This is a genomic window from Sphingomonas hylomeconis (genome assembly GCF_025370105.1).
In the GTDB taxonomy this organism is placed as follows: Bacteria; Pseudomonadota; Alphaproteobacteria; order Sphingomonadales; family Sphingomonadaceae; genus Sphingomonas; species Sphingomonas hylomeconis.
On record NZ_JANQBK010000004.1, the window covers coordinates 232005 to 249166 of the forward strand.

Here is a 17162-nt window from a genome sequence, read left to right on the forward strand (position 1 = left end):
TCAAAGGTCTTTCGCGAGGCGCACGCCGGTGAACTGCCAGCGCTGGTGCGGATAGAAGAAGTTGCGATAGCTCGCCCGGGCATGGCCGCGCGGGGTGGCGCAGGAGCCGCCGCGCAGCACGCACTGCCCGGACATGAACTTGCCATTATATTCGCCGACCGCCCCCTCGACCGGTTTGAACCCGGGATAGGGGCGATAGGCACTGCCGGTCCATTCCCACACGTCGCCGAAAAAGCCCGGGGCCCCGGTCGACGGGCGCGGTTCGACCGCGCCGGCGCGATCGAGCTGGTTGCCGCCCGCGGAATCGTAGGGCGCGGCGGCGGCTTCCCATTCGGCCTCGGTCGGCAGCCGCGCGCCGGCCCAGGCGGCATAGGCATCCGCCTCATAGAAACTGACATGCGTCACCGGCGCGGCGGGATCGATCGCCCGCCGCCCGTCGAGCCCGAAGCGCGTCCAGCCGTCGCCGTTCCGCTCCCAATAGAGCGGCGCGGTGATGCCCTGCGCCTTCACCCAGGCCCAACCGTCGGACAGCCAGTGGCGCGGCTCGGCATAGCCGCCCGCGGCAATGAACGCGGCCCATTCGCCGTTGGTGACGGTGCGGTCGGCGATCGCATGGCGGCCGAGCAGCGCCTGGTGCCGCGGCCCTTCGCAGTCGAACGAGAAACCGTCACCGTCGAAGCCGATCTCAACGATTCCGGCGGCCTGCTCGATCCAGCCGATCGGCCCCGGCATCTCGACCGGCACTTTCCGCGCCGCCGGCCAGATTGCCGGCTCGAGCGGATTTTCCGACATCAGGTGCAGGATATCGGTGACGAGCAGTTCCTGATGCTGCTCCTCGTGATGGCAGCCGAGTGCCACCAGCTCGCGCGCCGCGTCGGGCAGATAGGGCAATGCGGCGACCAGCGCGGCGTCGACATGCCGGCGATAGGCCAGCACCTCGTCCAGCGTCGGCCGGGTCACCATGCCGCGCCGCCCGCGCGCATGGCGGCGCCCCTCGGCCTCGTAATAGCTGTTGAACAGGAACGGGAAGCGATCGTCGTGCAGCGTGTAGCCGGCAACGAAATCGCGCAGGATGAAGGTTTCCAGAAACCAGGTGGTGTGCGCGAGATGCCATTTGGCCGGCGACGCATCGTCCATCGACTGGACCGTGGCATCGGCATCGGACAGCGGCGCGACGAGATCGACGCTGAGGCCGCGGACGCGCGCGAAGCGTTCGGAAAGCGCCGACAAAGGCTGCGCATGGCTGGGAATCGTTCTCATTATGTTCTCCATAATCCAGAACGCCCGCGGCATCAATCAATCTGGAACACGCTCCTCAGCGCGACGCGCCGGGCACCCATAAAACGTCGCCAGCGGCGTTTTGGTTCACGTGCCGGGCGGCAACGAACAGATAATCCGATAATCTGTTGAGATAGGCCAGCGCTTGCGGGTTGATCGGCACCGTCGCCGCGGCCAGCACGGCGGTGCGCTCGGCCCGTCGCACGATCGCACGGGCAAGATGCACCGCGGCCGCCCCGGCCGTGCCGCCGGGCAGGATGAAGCTGGTCAGCGGCGGCATCGTCGCGTTCATCGCGTCGATCTCCGCCTCCAGCCGCGCGACCTGCGCCGGCACGATGCGCAGCGTCATCTCGGACGGCGCGAAATCCTCGCCGGGCGTGGCGAGATCGGCGCCGAGATCGAACAGATCGTTCTGGATCCGCGTCAGCGCGGTGGCGAGTTCGCCCGCGCCGAGCGCGACCACGCCCAGGCCGATCGCGCTATTGGCCTCGTCGACATCGCCGATCGCCGCCATCCGCGCATCCGTCTTGGCGATGCGCGATCCATCGACCAGCCCGGTCGTGCCGTCGTCGCCGGTGCGCGTGTAGATCTTGTTGAGCTTGACCAAGGGGTCGGCCTATTTGCCGCTGGCGAGGAACAGGATCAGCACGACGATCAGGATCGCGATCGCCTGAAAGAAGATGCGATATTGCATCATCTTGTTCGATTTGAGCGCCGAGGCGCTCGGGCCGCTCAGACTGTTGCCGTTCTTCGCCTCCTCGGTCGCATTGGCGAGGAACAGGACGAGCCCGCGCACGAACACGACAACGACCGCGATCATCGCGGCGACGAGCAGGATGGCAAGGAATGTGGTCATGCGCGCAATCTAGGCATTCGGCAGGGTAAAGCCAATGGGTAGCCGCCCGGCGCGCAGGTCGTCGGCAAGCACCCTGCCGTCCATGCCCGCGGCCCGCAGCGACGCCAGCGACGGCGCGCCGGTGCGCTTGGCGAGGCGCGCGCCGTCCGCGCCGCGCAACAGCGGGTGATGGCGATAGATCGGCGTCGGCAGGCCGAGCAGCTGCTGCAACAGGCGATGCACATGCGTCGCCTCGAACAGGTCCCGCCCGCGCACGATATGCGTCACGCGCTGGAACGCATCGTCGACCACCACGGCGAGATGATAGCTGGCCGGCGCGTCCTTGCGCGCCAGCACGACATCGCCCGCCGCCAGCGGATCGGCACGCTGCACGCCGGCCAGTTCGTCGTGCCAGTCGAGCGGCCCGGCCAGCGCCGCCGCCCTGGCCATGTCGATCCGCCAGGCATGCGGCAGGTCGTCGCGCGGCGCGGCGTGGCGGCAGGTGCCGGGATAGACCGCGCCGGGCCCGTGCGGTGCGGACAGATGCGCGATTTCCGCCCGCGTACAGTAGCAGCGATAGAGCAGGCCCTGCGCCTGCAACGTGTCGAGCGCGGCCTGATAGGCAGTGAGCCGCGCCGACTGGAACAGGATTTCGCCGTCCCAATCGAGCCCGAGCCAGCGCAAATCCTCGATGATCCCGGCGACATGTTCGGGCCGGCTGCGCGTCCCGTCGATATCCTCGATGCGCAGCAGGAAGTGCCCGCCCGCCGCCGCCGCGCGATCATGCGCCTGCAGCGCGGCATAGGCATGGCCCAGGTGCAGCCGCCCGGTCGGGCTCGGCGCGAAGCGGGTCACCAGCCCCTCTTGACCGTGAGTCACGTGCCGTGCTGTCATGACAGCGTCATCCGGGTCGGCAAGAGCGCCGTCAAGGAAGCAACAGCGTGAAAGGGGGTTATGTACCATCCCGATCTCATCAGGCACCCGGACGGTTGCCCGGCGCTGGTGCTGAACGCCGATTATACGCCGCTCAGTTATTACCCGCTGTCGGTCTGGCCGTGGCAGACCGCGATCAAGGCGGTGTTCCTCGATCGCGTCGATATCGTCGCCGAATATCAGCGCGAGGTGCGCAGCCCGACGCAGAAGCTTCGCCTGCCCTCGGTGATCGCGCTCAAATCCTATGTCCGCCCCAGCGCCTTTCCCGCCTTCACGCGCTTCAACGTGTTCCTGCGCGACAAATTCAGCTGCCAATATTGCGGCAGCGGGCATGATCTGACGTTCGATCACATCATCCCGCGCGCGCAGGGCGGGCGGACGACGTGGGAGAATGTCGCCACCGCCTGCGCGCCGTGCAATCTCAGGAAAGGCGGGCGCACGCCGAAACAGGCGAACATGCCGCTGCACATCGCCGCGATCCGCCCGACCAGCTGGCAGATGCAGGAACATGGCCGGCGCTTCCCGCCCAATTACCTGCACGATACCTGGCACGACTGGCTCTACTGGGATGTCGAGCTCGAAGCGTAAGCGGCTTGCATGGCGGCGCCGGGCGGGTGAAGACGGCCGCCTGTACCGCGTCACTCCCGAGGAACCGCCATGCGCCTGCTGCTGATCGCCCTTGCCCTGCCCCTGGCGGCCTGTTCGAACTCGGGCGAGGATCTCGATGGCGATAGCGGCCCGTTCGATTTCCGCCCGCCCACCGCGCAGGCGCTGAAGGATTACAGCACGGCGCTCGGCCGGCGCTTCAACCGCGTCGATCGCGATCATGACGGAACGCTCAATGCTTCCGATTTTCCGCGCCACCCGGAACGGCTGGCTCGCTGGGACGGTAACAAGGACGGCATCGTCACGCGCGAGGAATATGAGGCGGCCGAACTGGCCCGCTTCGCCGCCGCCGATACCGACAAGGATCAGATCCTGACCACCGCCGAGCGCATCGCCGCGCGCTGGGGCCGATCGCCCCAACCCGCGCCGACGCCCGCACCTACGCCGGTACCGACGCCGGCGACAAAAGCCGCGCGCTAAGCGCATCGTCGGTTGACCCGGGCCACGCCGCAACGCAGCATGATGCCATGGCCGACCTTCCGACGATCGCGAACAATCCCGACATCCGCTTCCTGGGCAAATTGCTCGGCGATGTGATTCGCGATTATGGCGGCGCCAAGCTGTTCGAGCGCACCGAATATATCCGCGCCGCCTCGGTCGAGCGGCATCGCGGCGCGAACGGGATCGATCTCGGGCTCGATCGGCTGGATATCGACGAGACGCTCGATTTCGTGCGCGGCTTCATGCTGTTCTCGATGCTCGCCAATCTCGCCGAGGATCGCCAGGGCGTGGCGGCCGAGCATGGCGCGACGCTGGAGGCGGCGCTCGAGCGGCTCGCCGCCGAGGGGATCGATACGCAAGCGGTGATGACCCTGCTCGATCACGCGCTGATCGCGCCGGTGCTCACCGCGCACCCGACCGAGGTGCGGCGCAAGTCGATGATCGATCACCGCAACCATATCGCCGCGCTGATGGCGCTGCGCGACAAGGGGCTGGCCGAGACTCCCGACGGCGACAAGATCGACGAGGCGATCCTGCGCCAGATCGCTTTGCTGTGGCAGACGCGCGTGCTGCGCCGCGAGCGATTGTACGTCGCCGACGAGGTCGAGACCGCGCTCAGCTATCTGCGCGACGTGTTCCTGCCCGCTTTGCCCGCGCTCTACCAGCGCTGGGATCGCGCGCTGGGCCAGCGCACGCCGAGCTTCCTCAAGCCGGGCAGCTGGATCGGTGGCGATCGCGACGGCAATCCCTTCGTCACGGCGGACAGTTTGCGCGCCGCGCTCGGCAAGGCCAGCGAAGCGGTGCTGGTCCATTATCTCGACGCGGTGAATGCGCTGGGCGCCGAACTGTCGATCTCGACCGACATTGCCGAGGCCGATGCCGAGGTCCGCGCGCTGGCCGAGGCGAGCGGCGACACCGCCGCCAGCCGCAGCGACGAGCCCTATCGCCGTGCGCTCAGCGGCATCTATGCCCGGCTCGCCGCGACGCATCTCGCGCTGACCGGCAAGCCCGCGCCCCGCCCCGCGACGCTGAAGGGCGAGCCCTATCCCGACCCGCAGGCGTTCCGCGCCGATCTGGTGATCATCGCCCGCGCGCTCCGCCACGATGGCGGCGCGCTGGCGTCGAGCGGCGCGCTCGGCCGGCTGATCCGGGCGGTCGAGACGTTCGGCTTCCATCTCGCCACGCTCGATCTGCGCCAGAACAGCGCGGTGCACGAACGCGTCGTCGCCGAACTGCTCAAGGTCGCCGGGGTCGAGGCCGAGTATCTCGCGCTCGACGAAGCCGCCCGCGTGAAACTGCTGCGCACCGAACTGTCCAACGCGCGCCCCCTGACCAGCAGCTTCGCCGCCTATTCCGAGGAAACCGCCAGCGAACTCGCCATCGTCCGCGCCGCCGACGAGGCGCATGCCCGATACGGCCCGGGCTGCATCGTCAATTACATCGTCTCGATGGCGCAATCGGTCTCCGATCTGCTCGAAATCAACCTGCTCTTGAAGGAAGTCGGCCTCTACCGGCCCAATTCTTCACAAGGGGGTGATTCGCCCAGCGCCGCGATCATGGCGGTGCCGCTGTTCGAGACGATCGGCGATCTCGAGGCCGCGCCCGGCATCATGACCGACTGGCTCGCGCTCCCCGAAATCGCCGCGATCGCCAGCGCGCGCGGTTATCAGGAAGTGATGATCGGCTATTCCGACAGCAACAAGGATGGCGGCTATCTCACCTCGACCTGGAGCCTGAGCGTCGCATCGACCGCGCTCAAGCCGGTGTTCGAGAAGGCCGGCATTGCCATGCAGCTGTTCCACGGCCGCGGCGGCGCGGTCGGGCGCGGCGGCGGCTCGAGCTTCGCGGCGATCCGCGCGCAGCCGCCGGGCACGGTGCAGGGCCGCATCCGCATCACCGAACAGGGCGAGGTGATCGCCGGCAAATACGGCACGCGTGATGCCGCGATGACCAATCTCGAGGCGATGGCCTCGGCCACATTGCTCGCCAGCCTCGAGCCCGATCAGCTGTCGCCGGCCGACACGAAGCGCTTCGGCGAGGCGATGACGCAGCTCTCTGACACCGCGTTCCACGCCTATCGCGACCTCGTCTATGGTGACGACGCGCAGGGCTTCCGCACCTTCTTCCGCCAGATGACGCCGCTCACCGAGATCGCCGGCCTCAACATCGGCAGTCGCCCCGCCAGCCGCACCAAGAGCGACCGGATCGAGGATCTGCGCGCGATCCCCTGGGTGTTCAGCTGGGCGCAGGCGCGCGTCATGCTGCCCGGCTGGTACGGCGTGGGGCAAGCGCTCGAGGCTTTCCCGGACAAGGCGCTGCTCAAGGAAATGGCCGAAGCCTGGCCGTTCTTCGCCGCCAGCCTCGCCAATATGGAGCAGGTGATCGCCAAGTCCGACATGGGCATCGCGTCGCATTATGCCGCCCTGGTCGAGGATGCCGATCTGCGGACGCGCGTGTTCGGCCAGATCGAGACCGGCTGGCACCAGGCGCATGACGGGCTGCTCGCCGCCACCGGCCAGTCCCGCCTGCTCGAAAAGCATCCCGCGCTCGACGCCTCGATCCGCCTGCGCCTGCCCTATATCGAGCCGCTCAACCTGCTGCAGATCGAACTGATCAAGCGCCGCCGCGCCGGCGAGGAGGATGCACGGATCGGCGAAGGCATCCTGCTGTCGATCAACGCCATCGCCACCGCGCTACGGAACAGCGGTTAGGCAGAAATATTGGTTCACGCGGAGGCGCGGAGGCGCGGAGATGTCACGCCCGCGGCCATGTTACGCCGCACCAACACTTTTCTCACATTCGCGCGTTCGCGCGAAATCTCTTTCCTCCGCGTCTCCGCGTCTCCGCGCGAACCACCCTTCTTCAATCGCTCAGAAACGCTTCCGCCATCTCCGGCCGCACGCGCAGCAGCCGCCCGCTCGCTTTGTCGATCAGCGCCCAGGTCGTCACCGCCTCCACCTTGACCTTGCCGTCCGCGCCGGTGAACCGCACGTGCCGGTCGAACCGCGCGCCCTTGGGCGGCGCCGGCACCCAGGTCTCGCCCGTCACCGTCTCGCCGGCGCGCACATTGCCGCGATAATCGATCTCGTGCCGGGTAATGACCCAGAAATACGCCGCCTGATCCTCGGCCGAGGCCACCGCCGCCCAATGCGCCAGCGCGATGCGCTGGATCCACTGCACCCACACCGCATTGTTGACGTGGCCAAGCTCGTCAATGTCCTCGGGCGCGGCGGTGATCGATAGCGTGAAGCGCGTCACTGGCCCCACCCCGAACCGTCATCCTGAACTTGTTTCAGGATCCAGGCGCGGTCAGTTGCCGCAATGACGGTATCCGTGAGGCGGGTGACCGCGTCTGGATGCTGAAACACGTTCAGCATGACGCTATTCCTCCACGCCCAGCTGCCACAGCACGAAGGCATGTTCCTCCGCCGCCTCGCGCAAACTCTCGAACCGCCCCGATTTCCCGCCATGCCCCGCGCCCATATTGGTCTTGAGCAGCAGCACGTTATCGTCCGTCTTGGTGGCGCGCAGCTTCGCCGCCCATTTCGCCGGCTCCCAATAGGTCACGCGCGGATCGTTGAGCCCGCCGCTGATGAACATCGGCGGATAGGCCTGCGGCTTGACCTGATCGTACGGCGAATAGCTCCGGATCAGCGCGAACGCGGCGGGATCCTCGATCGGATTGCCCCATTCGGGCCATTCCCCCGGCGTCAGCGGCAGATCGCCGTCGAGCATCGTGTTCAGCACGTCGACGAACGGCACGTCGGCGATCACCGCGCCCCACAGTTCGGGATCGGAATTGACCACCGCGCCCATCAGCTCGCCGCCCGCCGAGCGCCCGGCGATCGCGATCCTGCCGGCCGAGGTCCAGCCCTGCGCGACCAGCCCCTTCGCCACATCGACGAAATCGTTGAACGTGTTGGCGCGCTTCTCGAGCTTGCCGTCGAGATACCATTGCTGCCCGAGATCGTCGCCGCCGCGGATATGCGCGATGGCATAGGCGAAACCGCGATCGAGCAGCGAGAGCCGCCCGGTCGAAAAGCCCGGCGGGATGGCATAGCCGTAGGCGCCATAGGCATAGAGGAACAGCGGGCGCGATCCGTCCTTGGGAAAGTCCTTCGGATAGACGATCGACACCGGCACCTCGGTGCCGTCGCGCGCGGTGATCTTGAGCCGCTCGGTGCGATAGCCATCCGCGTCATAGCCGGACGGGATTTCCTGCACCTTGAGCGTGGTCAGCGTGCCGCTCGCCACGTCGTAATCATATTCGGTCCCCGGCGTGACCATCGATTCATAACCGACGCGCAGGACTGCCATGTCATATTCCGGGTTGTTGCCCAGGCCCGCATCATAGCTCGCCTCGGGAAACGCGATGCGCTGCGCCTCCAATGGCGTTTCGTAGCGCCGGATCTCGATCTGATCCAAACCATCCTCGCGCCCGTCGACGATGAAGAAGTCCTTGAAGCACTCGATTCCGGTCATGTAGAAATGCGCCGACGGCGCGATCAGCTCGGACCACTCGTCCGGCGCGTCGATGCGCGCGGTGCACAGCCGGAAGTTCGGATCCACATCGTTGGTGTGGATGAACAACGTGCCGTCATGCTCGTCCACGTCATATTCGCGCCCCGTCTTGCGCGCCGAGACGAGCAAAGGCGTGGCCAGCGGATCGTTCGCCGGCAGCAGATAGATTTCGCTCGTGTCGTGCCCGCCGGTCGCCAGCACGATCCACGCGCGATTGCTCGTCATGTCGACGCCGACCGAGAAGCTCGCATCCTCCTCGTAATAGATCACCACATCGTCGGCGACCGGGGTGCCCAAGCGGTGGAACTTGATCGTCCGCGTGCGCCAATGCTCGTCGGTCAGCCCGTACAGCACGCCGCTGCCATCGGTCGTGAAGACGATATTGCCGATCGCCCCCTCGATCGAATCCGATCCCCATTTGCCCGAGACGCCGTCAATCTCTTCGGCGAGCGGCGCGCCGTCCTCGAGCGACTTGAAGCGGATCGTGTAGCGCTCCGATCCGTCGGCATCGGTCGAATAGGCCATCAGCGTGCCGTCCTCGCTGATCACGATCGCGCCCAAACGGAAATATTCCTTGCCCTCGGCCAGCGCCGGCTCGTCGAGGATCAGCTCGTCCGGCCCGCCCGCTACGGGCCTCCGCCACCATTTGCGATACTGGCCGCCGGTCTCGAACGCGGTCCAGTACAGCCAGTCGCCATCCTTTTGCGGCACGGACGAATCGTCCTCCTTGATCCGCGCCTTCATCTCTTCGTAGAGCCGCTCGGTCAGCGCCTTGTGCGGCGCCATCACCCCCTCGAAATAGGCGTTCTCCGCCTCGAGATAGGCGAGCACGTCCGCGTCATCGACCTCGGGGTAGTTCGGGTCCTTCAGCCAGGCATAGGGGTCTTCGATCGTCACGCCGTGGGCGGTGAAGCTGTGCGGGCGGGTCTCGGCGATGGGGGGCGTAAGCTCGGTCATGCCGAGCGTCTTAGCGTGGACAGACGCCTTGTCGAAGCCCCACGTCCACTTTGCAAGCATCGGGATTCATCCCTGCACGCACCCATTTCCGTCACCCTGAACTTATTTCAGGGTCCATTCCGCCACTTGGATCGGCGTCGCTGTGGCACGATGGATCCTGAACCGAGTTCAGGATGACGGGAAAGTGGCTGGCCGGGGCCGTCACCGCGTCCCGCCCGCGATGGAAGGCCGTCGCCAATCGCCGTTATTGCGCCTGTGGGATACGCTTGAAGCGCCAAGCATGAGCGCTACACGACCAACATTGCTCCCTGGTATGCCCGGTCTGCGCGTGCGCATCGAAAGAAGCGCTGTCCTACAAACCGCCTTTTATGCCACCGTCCCGGAATGCGTCCTGCCCCGCCTCGATCGATCGCAGCCCGCGCGCGCGGAGCGTGCGACTTTCGCGACGTTCGCCGCTCACCAGTTCCACCGTTTGGCCTAACCTTAGCCTGACCTTCCAGCCCAGAGACCCCCATGCCCCCCTATACCAATCGCCTCCACGCCTTCCGCGCGCAGCTCCAGCAGGACGGCCTTAATGGCTTCGTCGTGCCGCTGACCGACGAGCATATGTCCGAATATGTCGGCGGCTATGCCCAGCGGCTTGCCTGGCTGACCGGCTTCCAGGGCTCGGCCGGCGCGGCGGCGGTGCTGGCGGATCAGGCGGCAATGTTCACCGACGGGCGCTATACGCTGCAGGTGCGCCAGCAGGTCGACGCCGCGGACTGGTCGTACCAGCCCGTCCCCGCGGTCAGCATCACCGACTGGCTCGCCGCGCATGCGCCCGCCGGCGGCCGGATCGGCTATGATCCGTGGCTGCACACCAGCGCCTGGGTGCGCGAAGCCGGCGCCGCGCTGAAGACGAAAGGCGCCACGCTGGTCGCAGTCGACCACAACCCGATCGACGCGATCTGGGCCGATCGCCCGCAACCCTCAGACGCCAAGCTCAAAGTGCAGGACGACGCCGTCGCCGGCGCTTCCTCGGCCGAAAAGCGTGCCGGCATCGCCGACTGGCTCGCCGCGCACCATGCCGACGCGGTCGTGCTCACCGCGCTCGATTCGATCGCCTGGACGCTCAACATCCGCGGGGCGGACGTGGCGCACACGCCGGTCGCCTTGTCCTACGCGATCGTCGATGCCGATGGCACCGCGCAACTGTTCGTCGCGCCCGACAAGGTGACGGATGCAGTGCGCCAGCACCTCGGCAACGCCGTGCGCGTGCGCGATCGGTCCGAGTTCGCCGACGCGCTCGGCGGCTATGCCGGCAAGCTGATCGCCGCCGATCCCGACCGCGCGGTGGCGGCGATCTTCGATCGGCTCTCGGCCGGCGGCGCGACGATCATGACCGCGCGCGATCCGGTGGTGCTCGCCAAGGCGACCAAGAATCCGGCCGAGATCGCCGGCCACCGTGCCGCCTCGGCGCGCGACGGCGCCGCGCTCGTCCGCTTCCTGCGCTGGTGCGAATCGGCATTGGTGAAGGGCGGCCAGACCGAGCTCTCCGCCGCCGCCAAGCTGCAGGAACTGCGCGAGGCGACCGGCGTGCTGCTCGACACCTCGTTCGACACGATCTCCGCCACCGGCGCCAACGGCGCCAGCCCGCATTATCACGTCACCGAGGACTCGAATGCGCCGATCGAAGCCGGCCAGCTCTATCTGGTCGATTCGGGGGGCCAATATGTCGACGGCACCACCGACGTGACGCGCGTCGTGCCGGTCGGCGCGCCGAGCGCGGAAATGCGCGACCGATTCACCCGCGTGCTGAAGGGCCATATCGCCATCGCCAGCGCGGTCTTCCCGCCCGGCACCAATGGCGGGCAGATCGATGCCTTTGCCCGGCGCCCATTATGGGAGGCGGGGCTCGATTACGCGCATGGCACCGGCCACGGCGTCGGCGCGTACCTGTCGGTCCACGAAGGCCCGCAGCGCATCGCCCAGCCCAATTATCCCGGCGGCGGCCCGTCCGAACCGCTGCGCCCGGGCATGATCATTTCCAACGAGCCCGGTTACTACAAGGCCGGCGCATACGGCATCCGCATCGAGAATCTCGTGCTGGTCACGCCGCGCAGCTTGCCCGGCGGCGACGCCGAGATGCTCGGCTTCGAGACGCTGACCTTCGCGCCGATCGAACGCACGCTGATCGTGCCCGAAATGCTGACCGACTCGGAAGCCGCCTGGCTCGATGCCTATCATGCGCAGGTCGTCGCGATCATCGCGCCGCTGCTCGACACGGCGGAGCGCGCCTGGCTGGATGGCAAATGCGCGCCTATTCGCTAGCGGGCTCCTTGGCCGGCGCGTCGGCGGCGCTGCGGCTCTGCGCCTTGCGCCGTTTCAGATTCTCGCGCAGCGCCGCCGCCAGCCGTTCCGCCTTCTCGTCCGCTGCCTTGTTGTCGCTCATATCTCGCTTTGCCTTGACAATGTCGTCCCCCTCGTCTCTTAGGCCGCTTCCGCCAGCGCCGTAAGGCTCTCGCGGCATGCTGCCGTAGCTCAGTGGTAGAGCGCATCCTTGGTAAGGCTGAGGTCGTGAGTTCAATCCTCACCGGCAGCACCAGTTTCTAGCGGAATTTGATGGCTTTGAGCGTCGCCTTCGGGCGGCGCTCGGCGCAACGCGCGCGCCCTTCAGGCATCATAGCCGCCCTTGGGGTATTCCCGTATCTCGGTGCGCCGCCGCGAGCGATAGCCATGACCCGGCAGGAGACTGACGATGGGTCCCACGGCGGCAGCGCGCGCACTTGCTCCCCCGGTCTACCGGGTCGAAGGGCTGACCAAGACCTATGGCACGGGCGCGAACGCCGTGCAGGCGCTGCGCGGCGTCGATCTGGTCGCGCAGGCCGGCGCGATGATCGTCCTGCTCGGGCCGTCCGGGTCGGGCAAGTCGACGCTGCTCAACATCCTCGGCGGGCTGGATCATGCGACCGCCGGCCATGCCTGGTTCCACGACCGCGACGTCACCGCGTTCGACGATGACGCGCTCACCGAATATCGCCGCCGCAGCGTCGGCTTCGTGTTCCAGTTCTACAATCTCGTCGCCTCGCTGACAGCGCGCGAGAATATCGCGCTGATCACCGAGATTTCGGACCATCCGATGGATCCCGCCGCGGCGCTGGCGCTGGTCGGGCTCGAGACGCGGCTCGATCATTTTCCCGCGCAGCTGTCGGGCGGCGAGCAGCAGCGCGTCGCCATCGCCCGGGCGATCGCCAAACGCCCCGAAGTGCTGCTGTGCGACGAGCCGACCGGCGCGCTCGACAGCCATACCGGCACGCGGGTGCTCGCCGCGCTCGACCAGGTCAATCGCGAGCTCGGCACGACCGTGTTCGTCATCACCCACAATGCCGTGATCGCCGACGTCGCCGACGAGGTGCTGCTGTTCGGCGACGGTCGCATCACCGGGCGGCGGCACAATGCCCGCCGCGCCGCACCGCTGGCGCTGACATGGTAACGCCGGGCCGCTCGACGCTGACGGTCAAGCTGTTCCGCGACCTCTGGCGGCTGCGCGGCCAGGCGGTGGCGATCGCCTTGGTCATCGCGGCGGGCGTCGGCACGATGGTCATGGCGGTCGGGCTGATCGGCTCGCTCGAAGCGACCCGCAACGCCTATTACGATCGCTATCGCTTCGCCGACGTCTTCGCCCCGCTGGTGCGCGCGCCGGAAACCCTGATGGCGCAGGTGCGCCTCATCCCGGGCGTCGCGACCGCCGAGAGCCGGATCACGACACGAGCGACGCTCGACGTGCCGCAAGTGGCGGAGCCGGTCACGGCGCGGGTGCATTCGCTGCCGCTGGCGCGCGCCGAGTCGCTCAACCAGATGGTGTTGCGCGCGGGACGGCTGCCCGATCCGCGCCATCCCGAGGAAGTCGTGGCCAACGCGGCGTTCGTGAAGGCCGCCGGCATCGTGATCGGCGACCGGGTACGCGCGGTGCTGTACGGCAAGCAGGTCGAGCTGCGGCTCGTCGGGTCGGTGCTGTCGCCGGAATATGTCTATGTGCTGACGGCGGGGCAGATCTTTCCCGACGATCGCCGCTCGGCGATCCTGTGGATGGGGCGCGAGCCGCTCGCCGCCGCGCTGGATCTGAACCAGGCGTTCAACGACGTGCTGGTCCGGCTCGCTCCCGGTGCGCGGCCCGGCGAGGTCGAACGCCAGCTCGATCTGCTGCTCGCCCCCTATGGCGGCGTCGGCGCCTATTCGCGCGAGCAGCAGATTTCGGACCGGTTCGTCCGCGACGAGGTCGATCAGCTGTCGACGATGGCCAAGCTGCTGCCGCCGATCTTCCTGCTGGTCGCGGCGTTCCTGCTCAACATCGTGCTCGCCCGGCTGGTCGATACCGAACGGGAAGTCATCGGCTTGCTGAAAGCGTTCGGTTTCCCCGTCCGCGGCATCCTGCTGCATTATGTGCAGCTCGCGGTCTTGCTGTCGCTCGGCGGTCTGGTCCTGGGGATCGCGCTCGGCGCATGGCTCGGGCGGGGCATGGCCGGGATCTATCAGCGCTTCTTCACCTTCCCGTTCCTCGAATTCCGGATCGATACCAACGCCTATCTGCTCGCCGTGGCCGCGACGCTGATCCCGGTGGTGCTGGGCGCGGCGACGGCGGTGTGGCGCTCGGCGCGATTGTCGCCCGCCGATGCGATGCGTCCCGAGGCGCCGGCGGACTATTCGAGCCGCGCCGCGGGCTGGCTCGCCGGCGCGTTGGGCCCGGACGAGCCGAGCCGGATCATCATGCGCGGCCTGCTGCGGCGTCCGCTGCGCTCGGCGCTCACCGTGCTCGGCCTGGCCGCGGCGACCATGCTCTACGTCGCCTCGGCGAGCCCGACGGCCAGCATCCGCCGGATGATCGATCTCGGCTTCGACCTTGCCGACCGCTCGGATCTCACCGTGACCTTTGCCGAACCGCGCGATGCACGCGCGCTCCACGAGTTGGAGCGAATCCCCGGCGTGCTGCACGTCCAGCCGTTCCGCGCGGTCGGCGCGCGCCTGCATGCGCGCCACCATGAGGTGCGCGAAACATTAGCGGGCGTGGCGCCCGGCGCCGGCCTCTGGCGCTTGATCGATATCGAGGGCCGCCCCGCCAGCACCGCGCCGGCCGGTGCCGTGCTGGCCGGGCGGACCGCGCACCAGCTCGGCGTCGGCGTCGGCGATTCGATTACTGCCGCCGTGACCGAGGGCGCGCGTCCGACGCTGCAGCTGCAGGTCGCCGCCGTGCTCGACAGCCCGTTCGGCAGTGCGGCCAGCCTCGATCGCACCGGTCTGAACCGGCTGCTGCGCGAGGGCGACACGCTGTCGGGGGCCTATCTGCAGGTCGATGCGGCGGCGCTGCCGCGCCTCTATGCGCGCCTGACGGACAGTCCGATGGTCGCCGGGATCTCCTCCCGCCGCGCAATGCTGCGCACGATGAACGAGACGATCGAGCAGAATTTCGCGATCCAGACCGTCTTCTATGTCGGCCTGGCGATGCTGGTGGTGATCGGCGTGGTCTATAACAGCGCACGGATCAGCCTGTCGGAGCGCGCGCGCGATCTCGCATCGCTGCGCGTGCTCGGCTTCCGGCGCAGCGAAGTCGCCTTCATCCTGCTGGGCGAACAGGCGCTGCTCGTCCTGCTGGCGCTTCCGCCCGGCATCTGGGCGGGGATCGAGCTGTGGCGCTTCCTGATCGGCCAGTTCAGCACCGAGCTGTTCACCATTCCGTTCGAGATCGATCCGCGCGTGTTGGCCCGCGGCGTGCTGATCGTCGCCGCCGCCGCCGCCGGCACCGCGTTCCTCATCCGCCGCCGGGTCGACCAGCTCGATCTCGTGCGCGCGCTGAAGACCAGGGAATGATTATGAACCGCAAGCTCGTCACTGGCCCCCGCATCCTCGTCCTGGTGATCGCCATCGTCCTCGGCGTGGCGCTGTTCGTCGCGACGCGCACACCGGCGGTCGAGGTCGAGGCCGGCACCGTGCAGCGCGGACCGATCACGGTCACGATCGACGATCTCGCCGAAACCCGCGTGCGCGATCTGTACACCGTCTCGGCACCGATCAGCGGCGAACTTCTCCGCGTGCCGCTCAAGCCGGGTGCACGGGTGACCGCCGGCGTGACCCTGCTCGCGCGCATCCAGCCGGCCGAGCCCGGTGCGCTCGATGTGCGCACGGTCGCGCAAACGCTGGCCAATGTCCACGCGCTGGAAGCGCAGGCAGCGGCGAGCCGCGCCCAGGTCGAGGACGCGCTGGCGGCGCAGCATCTGGCCGAGCGACAATTGACCAGAACCGTCGCGCTGCGCGACCGCGGCTTCGTCGCGCAGGCAGCACTGGACGCCGCGCGCGCGGCGCGCGATCGCGCCCATGCGGCGGTGCATGCGGCGCGCGAGGCCGAGCGCAGCGGCCGTGAAAGCGTTCTGGCGGCGCGCGCCGGGCTGATCGCCCCGGGCATGACCGTACGCCCGCCGAACGCCGCCGGACGCGGCGTCGTCGACGTCCGCTCGCCGGTATCGGGCACGGTGCTGACCGTACCGCAGGAGAGCATGCGCGTCGTCGTCGCGGGCACCCCGCTCGTCGCGGTCGGCGATCCGGCACGGCTGGAACTGGTCACCGACCTGCTATCCGCCGATGCGGTTCAGGTCAGGCCCGGCGCCGCGGTATCGATCGAGGACTGGGGCGGCGATCGGCCGCTCGAGGGTCGCGTGCGGCTGGTGGAGCCATCTGGCTTCCTCAAGATATCGGCGTTGGGTGTCGAGGAGCAGCGCGTCAACGTGGTCATCGATTTCGCCGCGCCGCGGAGCGCATGGGCGCAGCTCGGCCATGGCTTCCGGGCAACGGCACGGATCGCGATCTGGTCGTCGGCCGACGCCATGCTGGTGCCGATCAGCGCGCTGTTCCGCAGCGGAAAGGCCTGGCAGGTGTTCCGGATCGATGGGGATGCCGCCCGGGCCGTTCCGGTCATGATCGGCCGGATGAACGCCGACGTCGCACAGCTTCTCAGCGGTCTCGCGCCGGGCGATCGCGTGATCCTGCATCCCGGCGACAAGGTTGCGGACGGCGTGAAAGTGCGCGTCGCAGCCGCTTCTTAGCCGCGCACGTCGCGGGCGGACAGGTGCCCAGCCCCGCGCGCCCGGTCCGGCCGACGATAAGACGGGTCGGGCAGTGATCGACCCGAAATGACGATCTAGTCCGGTTTGCGTGCCTTCGGCGGCAACACCGATCGATAGTCCTTCAACGACGATAGGGTCGCCAGCGCGGCACGGCATCCATCAGACCACAGGAAAGAACTAAAACGAATTTCAAGTCTAATTCACAATGGTTCTAGTCAATGTCATAAACTAATCTCGTAACCATTCGTTCCTGCAGGATTTTATATTTGTCTGGTAGGATTTCGTTAGCATTACAGGCAGCAGTCTTCCGGCATTCCGGTGCATCAATAACAACAACTTGCAGCGGTACTTTAATTGAGCCTCACCCGGCTCGATACAGGAGGACGCTTCCATGCTCACATTGCTCGCATCCAGCCAGACTAATCCTGCCCGTCGCC

15 protein-coding genes and 1 tRNA gene are annotated in these 17162 nt (G+C 67.6%); 8 read left to right on the forward strand and 8 right to left on the reverse strand.

The features are described 5' to 3' along the window. From egtB to gluQRS, 4 genes are read right to left on the reverse strand one after another with little or no spacing between them, the layout of a single operon-like run. Positions 1-1260, reverse strand: coding sequence for an ergothioneine biosynthesis protein EgtB (gene egtB, locus NV401_RS07660; RefSeq protein ID WP_261293806.1), 1260 nt, complete (start codon positions 1258-1260; stop codon positions 1-3). Between the two features lie 55 nt (positions 1261-1315). Then, positions 1316-1885, reverse strand: coding sequence for a cob(I)yrinic acid a,c-diamide adenosyltransferase (locus NV401_RS07665; protein ID WP_261293807.1), 570 nt, complete (start codon positions 1883-1885; stop codon positions 1316-1318). Positions 1886-1894: 9 nt separating this feature from the next. Next, positions 1895-2134, reverse strand: a complete 240-nt coding sequence (locus NV401_RS07670) for a twin transmembrane helix small protein (protein ID WP_261293808.1) — start codon at positions 2132-2134, stop codon at positions 1895-1897. 9 nt (positions 2135-2143) lie between these two features. Continuing rightward, positions 2144-2992: a tRNA glutamyl-Q(34) synthetase GluQRS gene (gene gluQRS, locus NV401_RS07675; RefSeq protein ID WP_261293809.1), complete on the reverse strand. Its 849-nt coding sequence runs from the start codon at positions 2990-2992 to the stop codon at positions 2144-2146. A 75-nt stretch (positions 2993-3067) separates the two neighbouring features. Between gluQRS and NV401_RS07680 the strand changes: the two genes are divergently transcribed. The 3 genes from NV401_RS07680 (at position 3068) to ppc (ending at position 6864) form a co-directional block, all read left to right on the forward strand. Beyond that, entirely contained in the window at positions 3068-3634 is a 567-nt protein-coding gene (locus tag NV401_RS07680) for an HNH endonuclease (protein ID WP_261293810.1), read from the forward strand. Between the two features lie 69 nt (positions 3635-3703). Continuing rightward, positions 3704-4132, forward strand: coding sequence for a hypothetical protein (locus NV401_RS07685; protein ID WP_261293811.1), 429 nt, complete (start codon positions 3704-3706; stop codon positions 4130-4132). Between the two features lie 47 nt (positions 4133-4179). Beyond that, on the forward strand, positions 4180-6864 hold the full coding sequence (gene ppc / locus NV401_RS07690; RefSeq protein ID WP_261293812.1) for a phosphoenolpyruvate carboxylase: 2685 nt from the start codon (positions 4180-4182) through the stop codon (positions 6862-6864). Between the two features lie 151 nt (positions 6865-7015). Here the strand turns inward: ppc and NV401_RS07695 are convergent, their stop codons facing one another. From NV401_RS07695 to NV401_RS07705, 3 genes are read right to left on the reverse strand one after another with little or no spacing between them, the layout of a single operon-like run. Beyond that, complete coding sequence (locus NV401_RS07695) at positions 7016-7411, reverse strand: acyl-CoA thioesterase (RefSeq protein WP_261293813.1); 396 nt, start codon at positions 7409-7411, stop codon at positions 7016-7018. Further along, positions 7408-7530, reverse strand: coding sequence for a hypothetical protein (locus tag NV401_RS07700; RefSeq protein ID WP_261293814.1), 123 nt, complete (start codon positions 7528-7530; stop codon positions 7408-7410). Before NV401_RS07700 ends, NV401_RS07695 begins: the two co-directional genes overlap by 4 nt. Positions 7531-7534: 4 nt before the next feature. After that, positions 7535-9631, reverse strand: a complete 2097-nt coding sequence (locus tag NV401_RS07705; RefSeq protein ID WP_261293815.1) for a S9 family peptidase — start codon at positions 9629-9631, stop codon at positions 7535-7537. Positions 9632-10144: 513 nt separating this feature from the next. Between NV401_RS07705 and NV401_RS07710 the strand changes: the two genes are divergently transcribed. Further along, positions 10145-11941 carry an aminopeptidase P family protein gene (locus tag NV401_RS07710; RefSeq protein ID WP_261293816.1) on the forward strand — a complete coding sequence of 599 codons (1797 nt, stop codon included), beginning with the start codon at positions 10145-10147 and terminating at the stop codon, positions 11939-11941. On the opposite strand, the gene NV401_RS07715 is transcribed toward NV401_RS07710, so the two are convergent. Next, the gene (locus NV401_RS07715) at positions 11931-12062 is read right to left on the reverse strand and encodes a hypothetical protein (protein ID WP_261293817.1); all 132 of its coding nucleotides are present in this window, start codon (positions 12060-12062) and stop codon (positions 11931-11933) included. The genes NV401_RS07710 and NV401_RS07715 overlap by 11 nt on opposite strands. A 78-nt stretch (positions 12063-12140) precedes the next feature. Between NV401_RS07715 and NV401_RS07720 the strand changes: the two genes are divergently transcribed. The 4 genes from NV401_RS07720 to NV401_RS07735 all read left to right on the forward strand — a co-directional run bounded on the left by NV401_RS07720 (position 12141) and on the right by NV401_RS07735 (position 16704). Then, a tRNA-Thr gene (locus NV401_RS07720) sits at positions 12141-12215 on the forward strand. Between the two features lie 153 nt (positions 12216-12368). Then, entirely contained in the window at positions 12369-13103 is a 735-nt protein-coding gene (locus NV401_RS07725) for an ABC transporter ATP-binding protein (protein ID WP_261293818.1), read from the forward strand. After that, on the forward strand, positions 13097-15475 hold the full coding sequence (locus NV401_RS07730) for an ABC transporter permease (protein WP_261293819.1): 2379 nt from the start codon (positions 13097-13099) through the stop codon (positions 15473-15475). The genes NV401_RS07725 and NV401_RS07730 overlap by 7 nt, the downstream gene beginning before the upstream one ends. A gap of 2 nt (positions 15476-15477) precedes the next feature. Further along, positions 15478-16704 carry an efflux RND transporter periplasmic adaptor subunit gene (locus NV401_RS07735; RefSeq protein ID WP_261293820.1) on the forward strand — a complete coding sequence of 409 codons (1227 nt, stop codon included), beginning with the start codon at positions 15478-15480 and terminating at the stop codon, positions 16702-16704. The last annotated feature ends 458 nt before the right edge of the window (positions 16705-17162 follow it).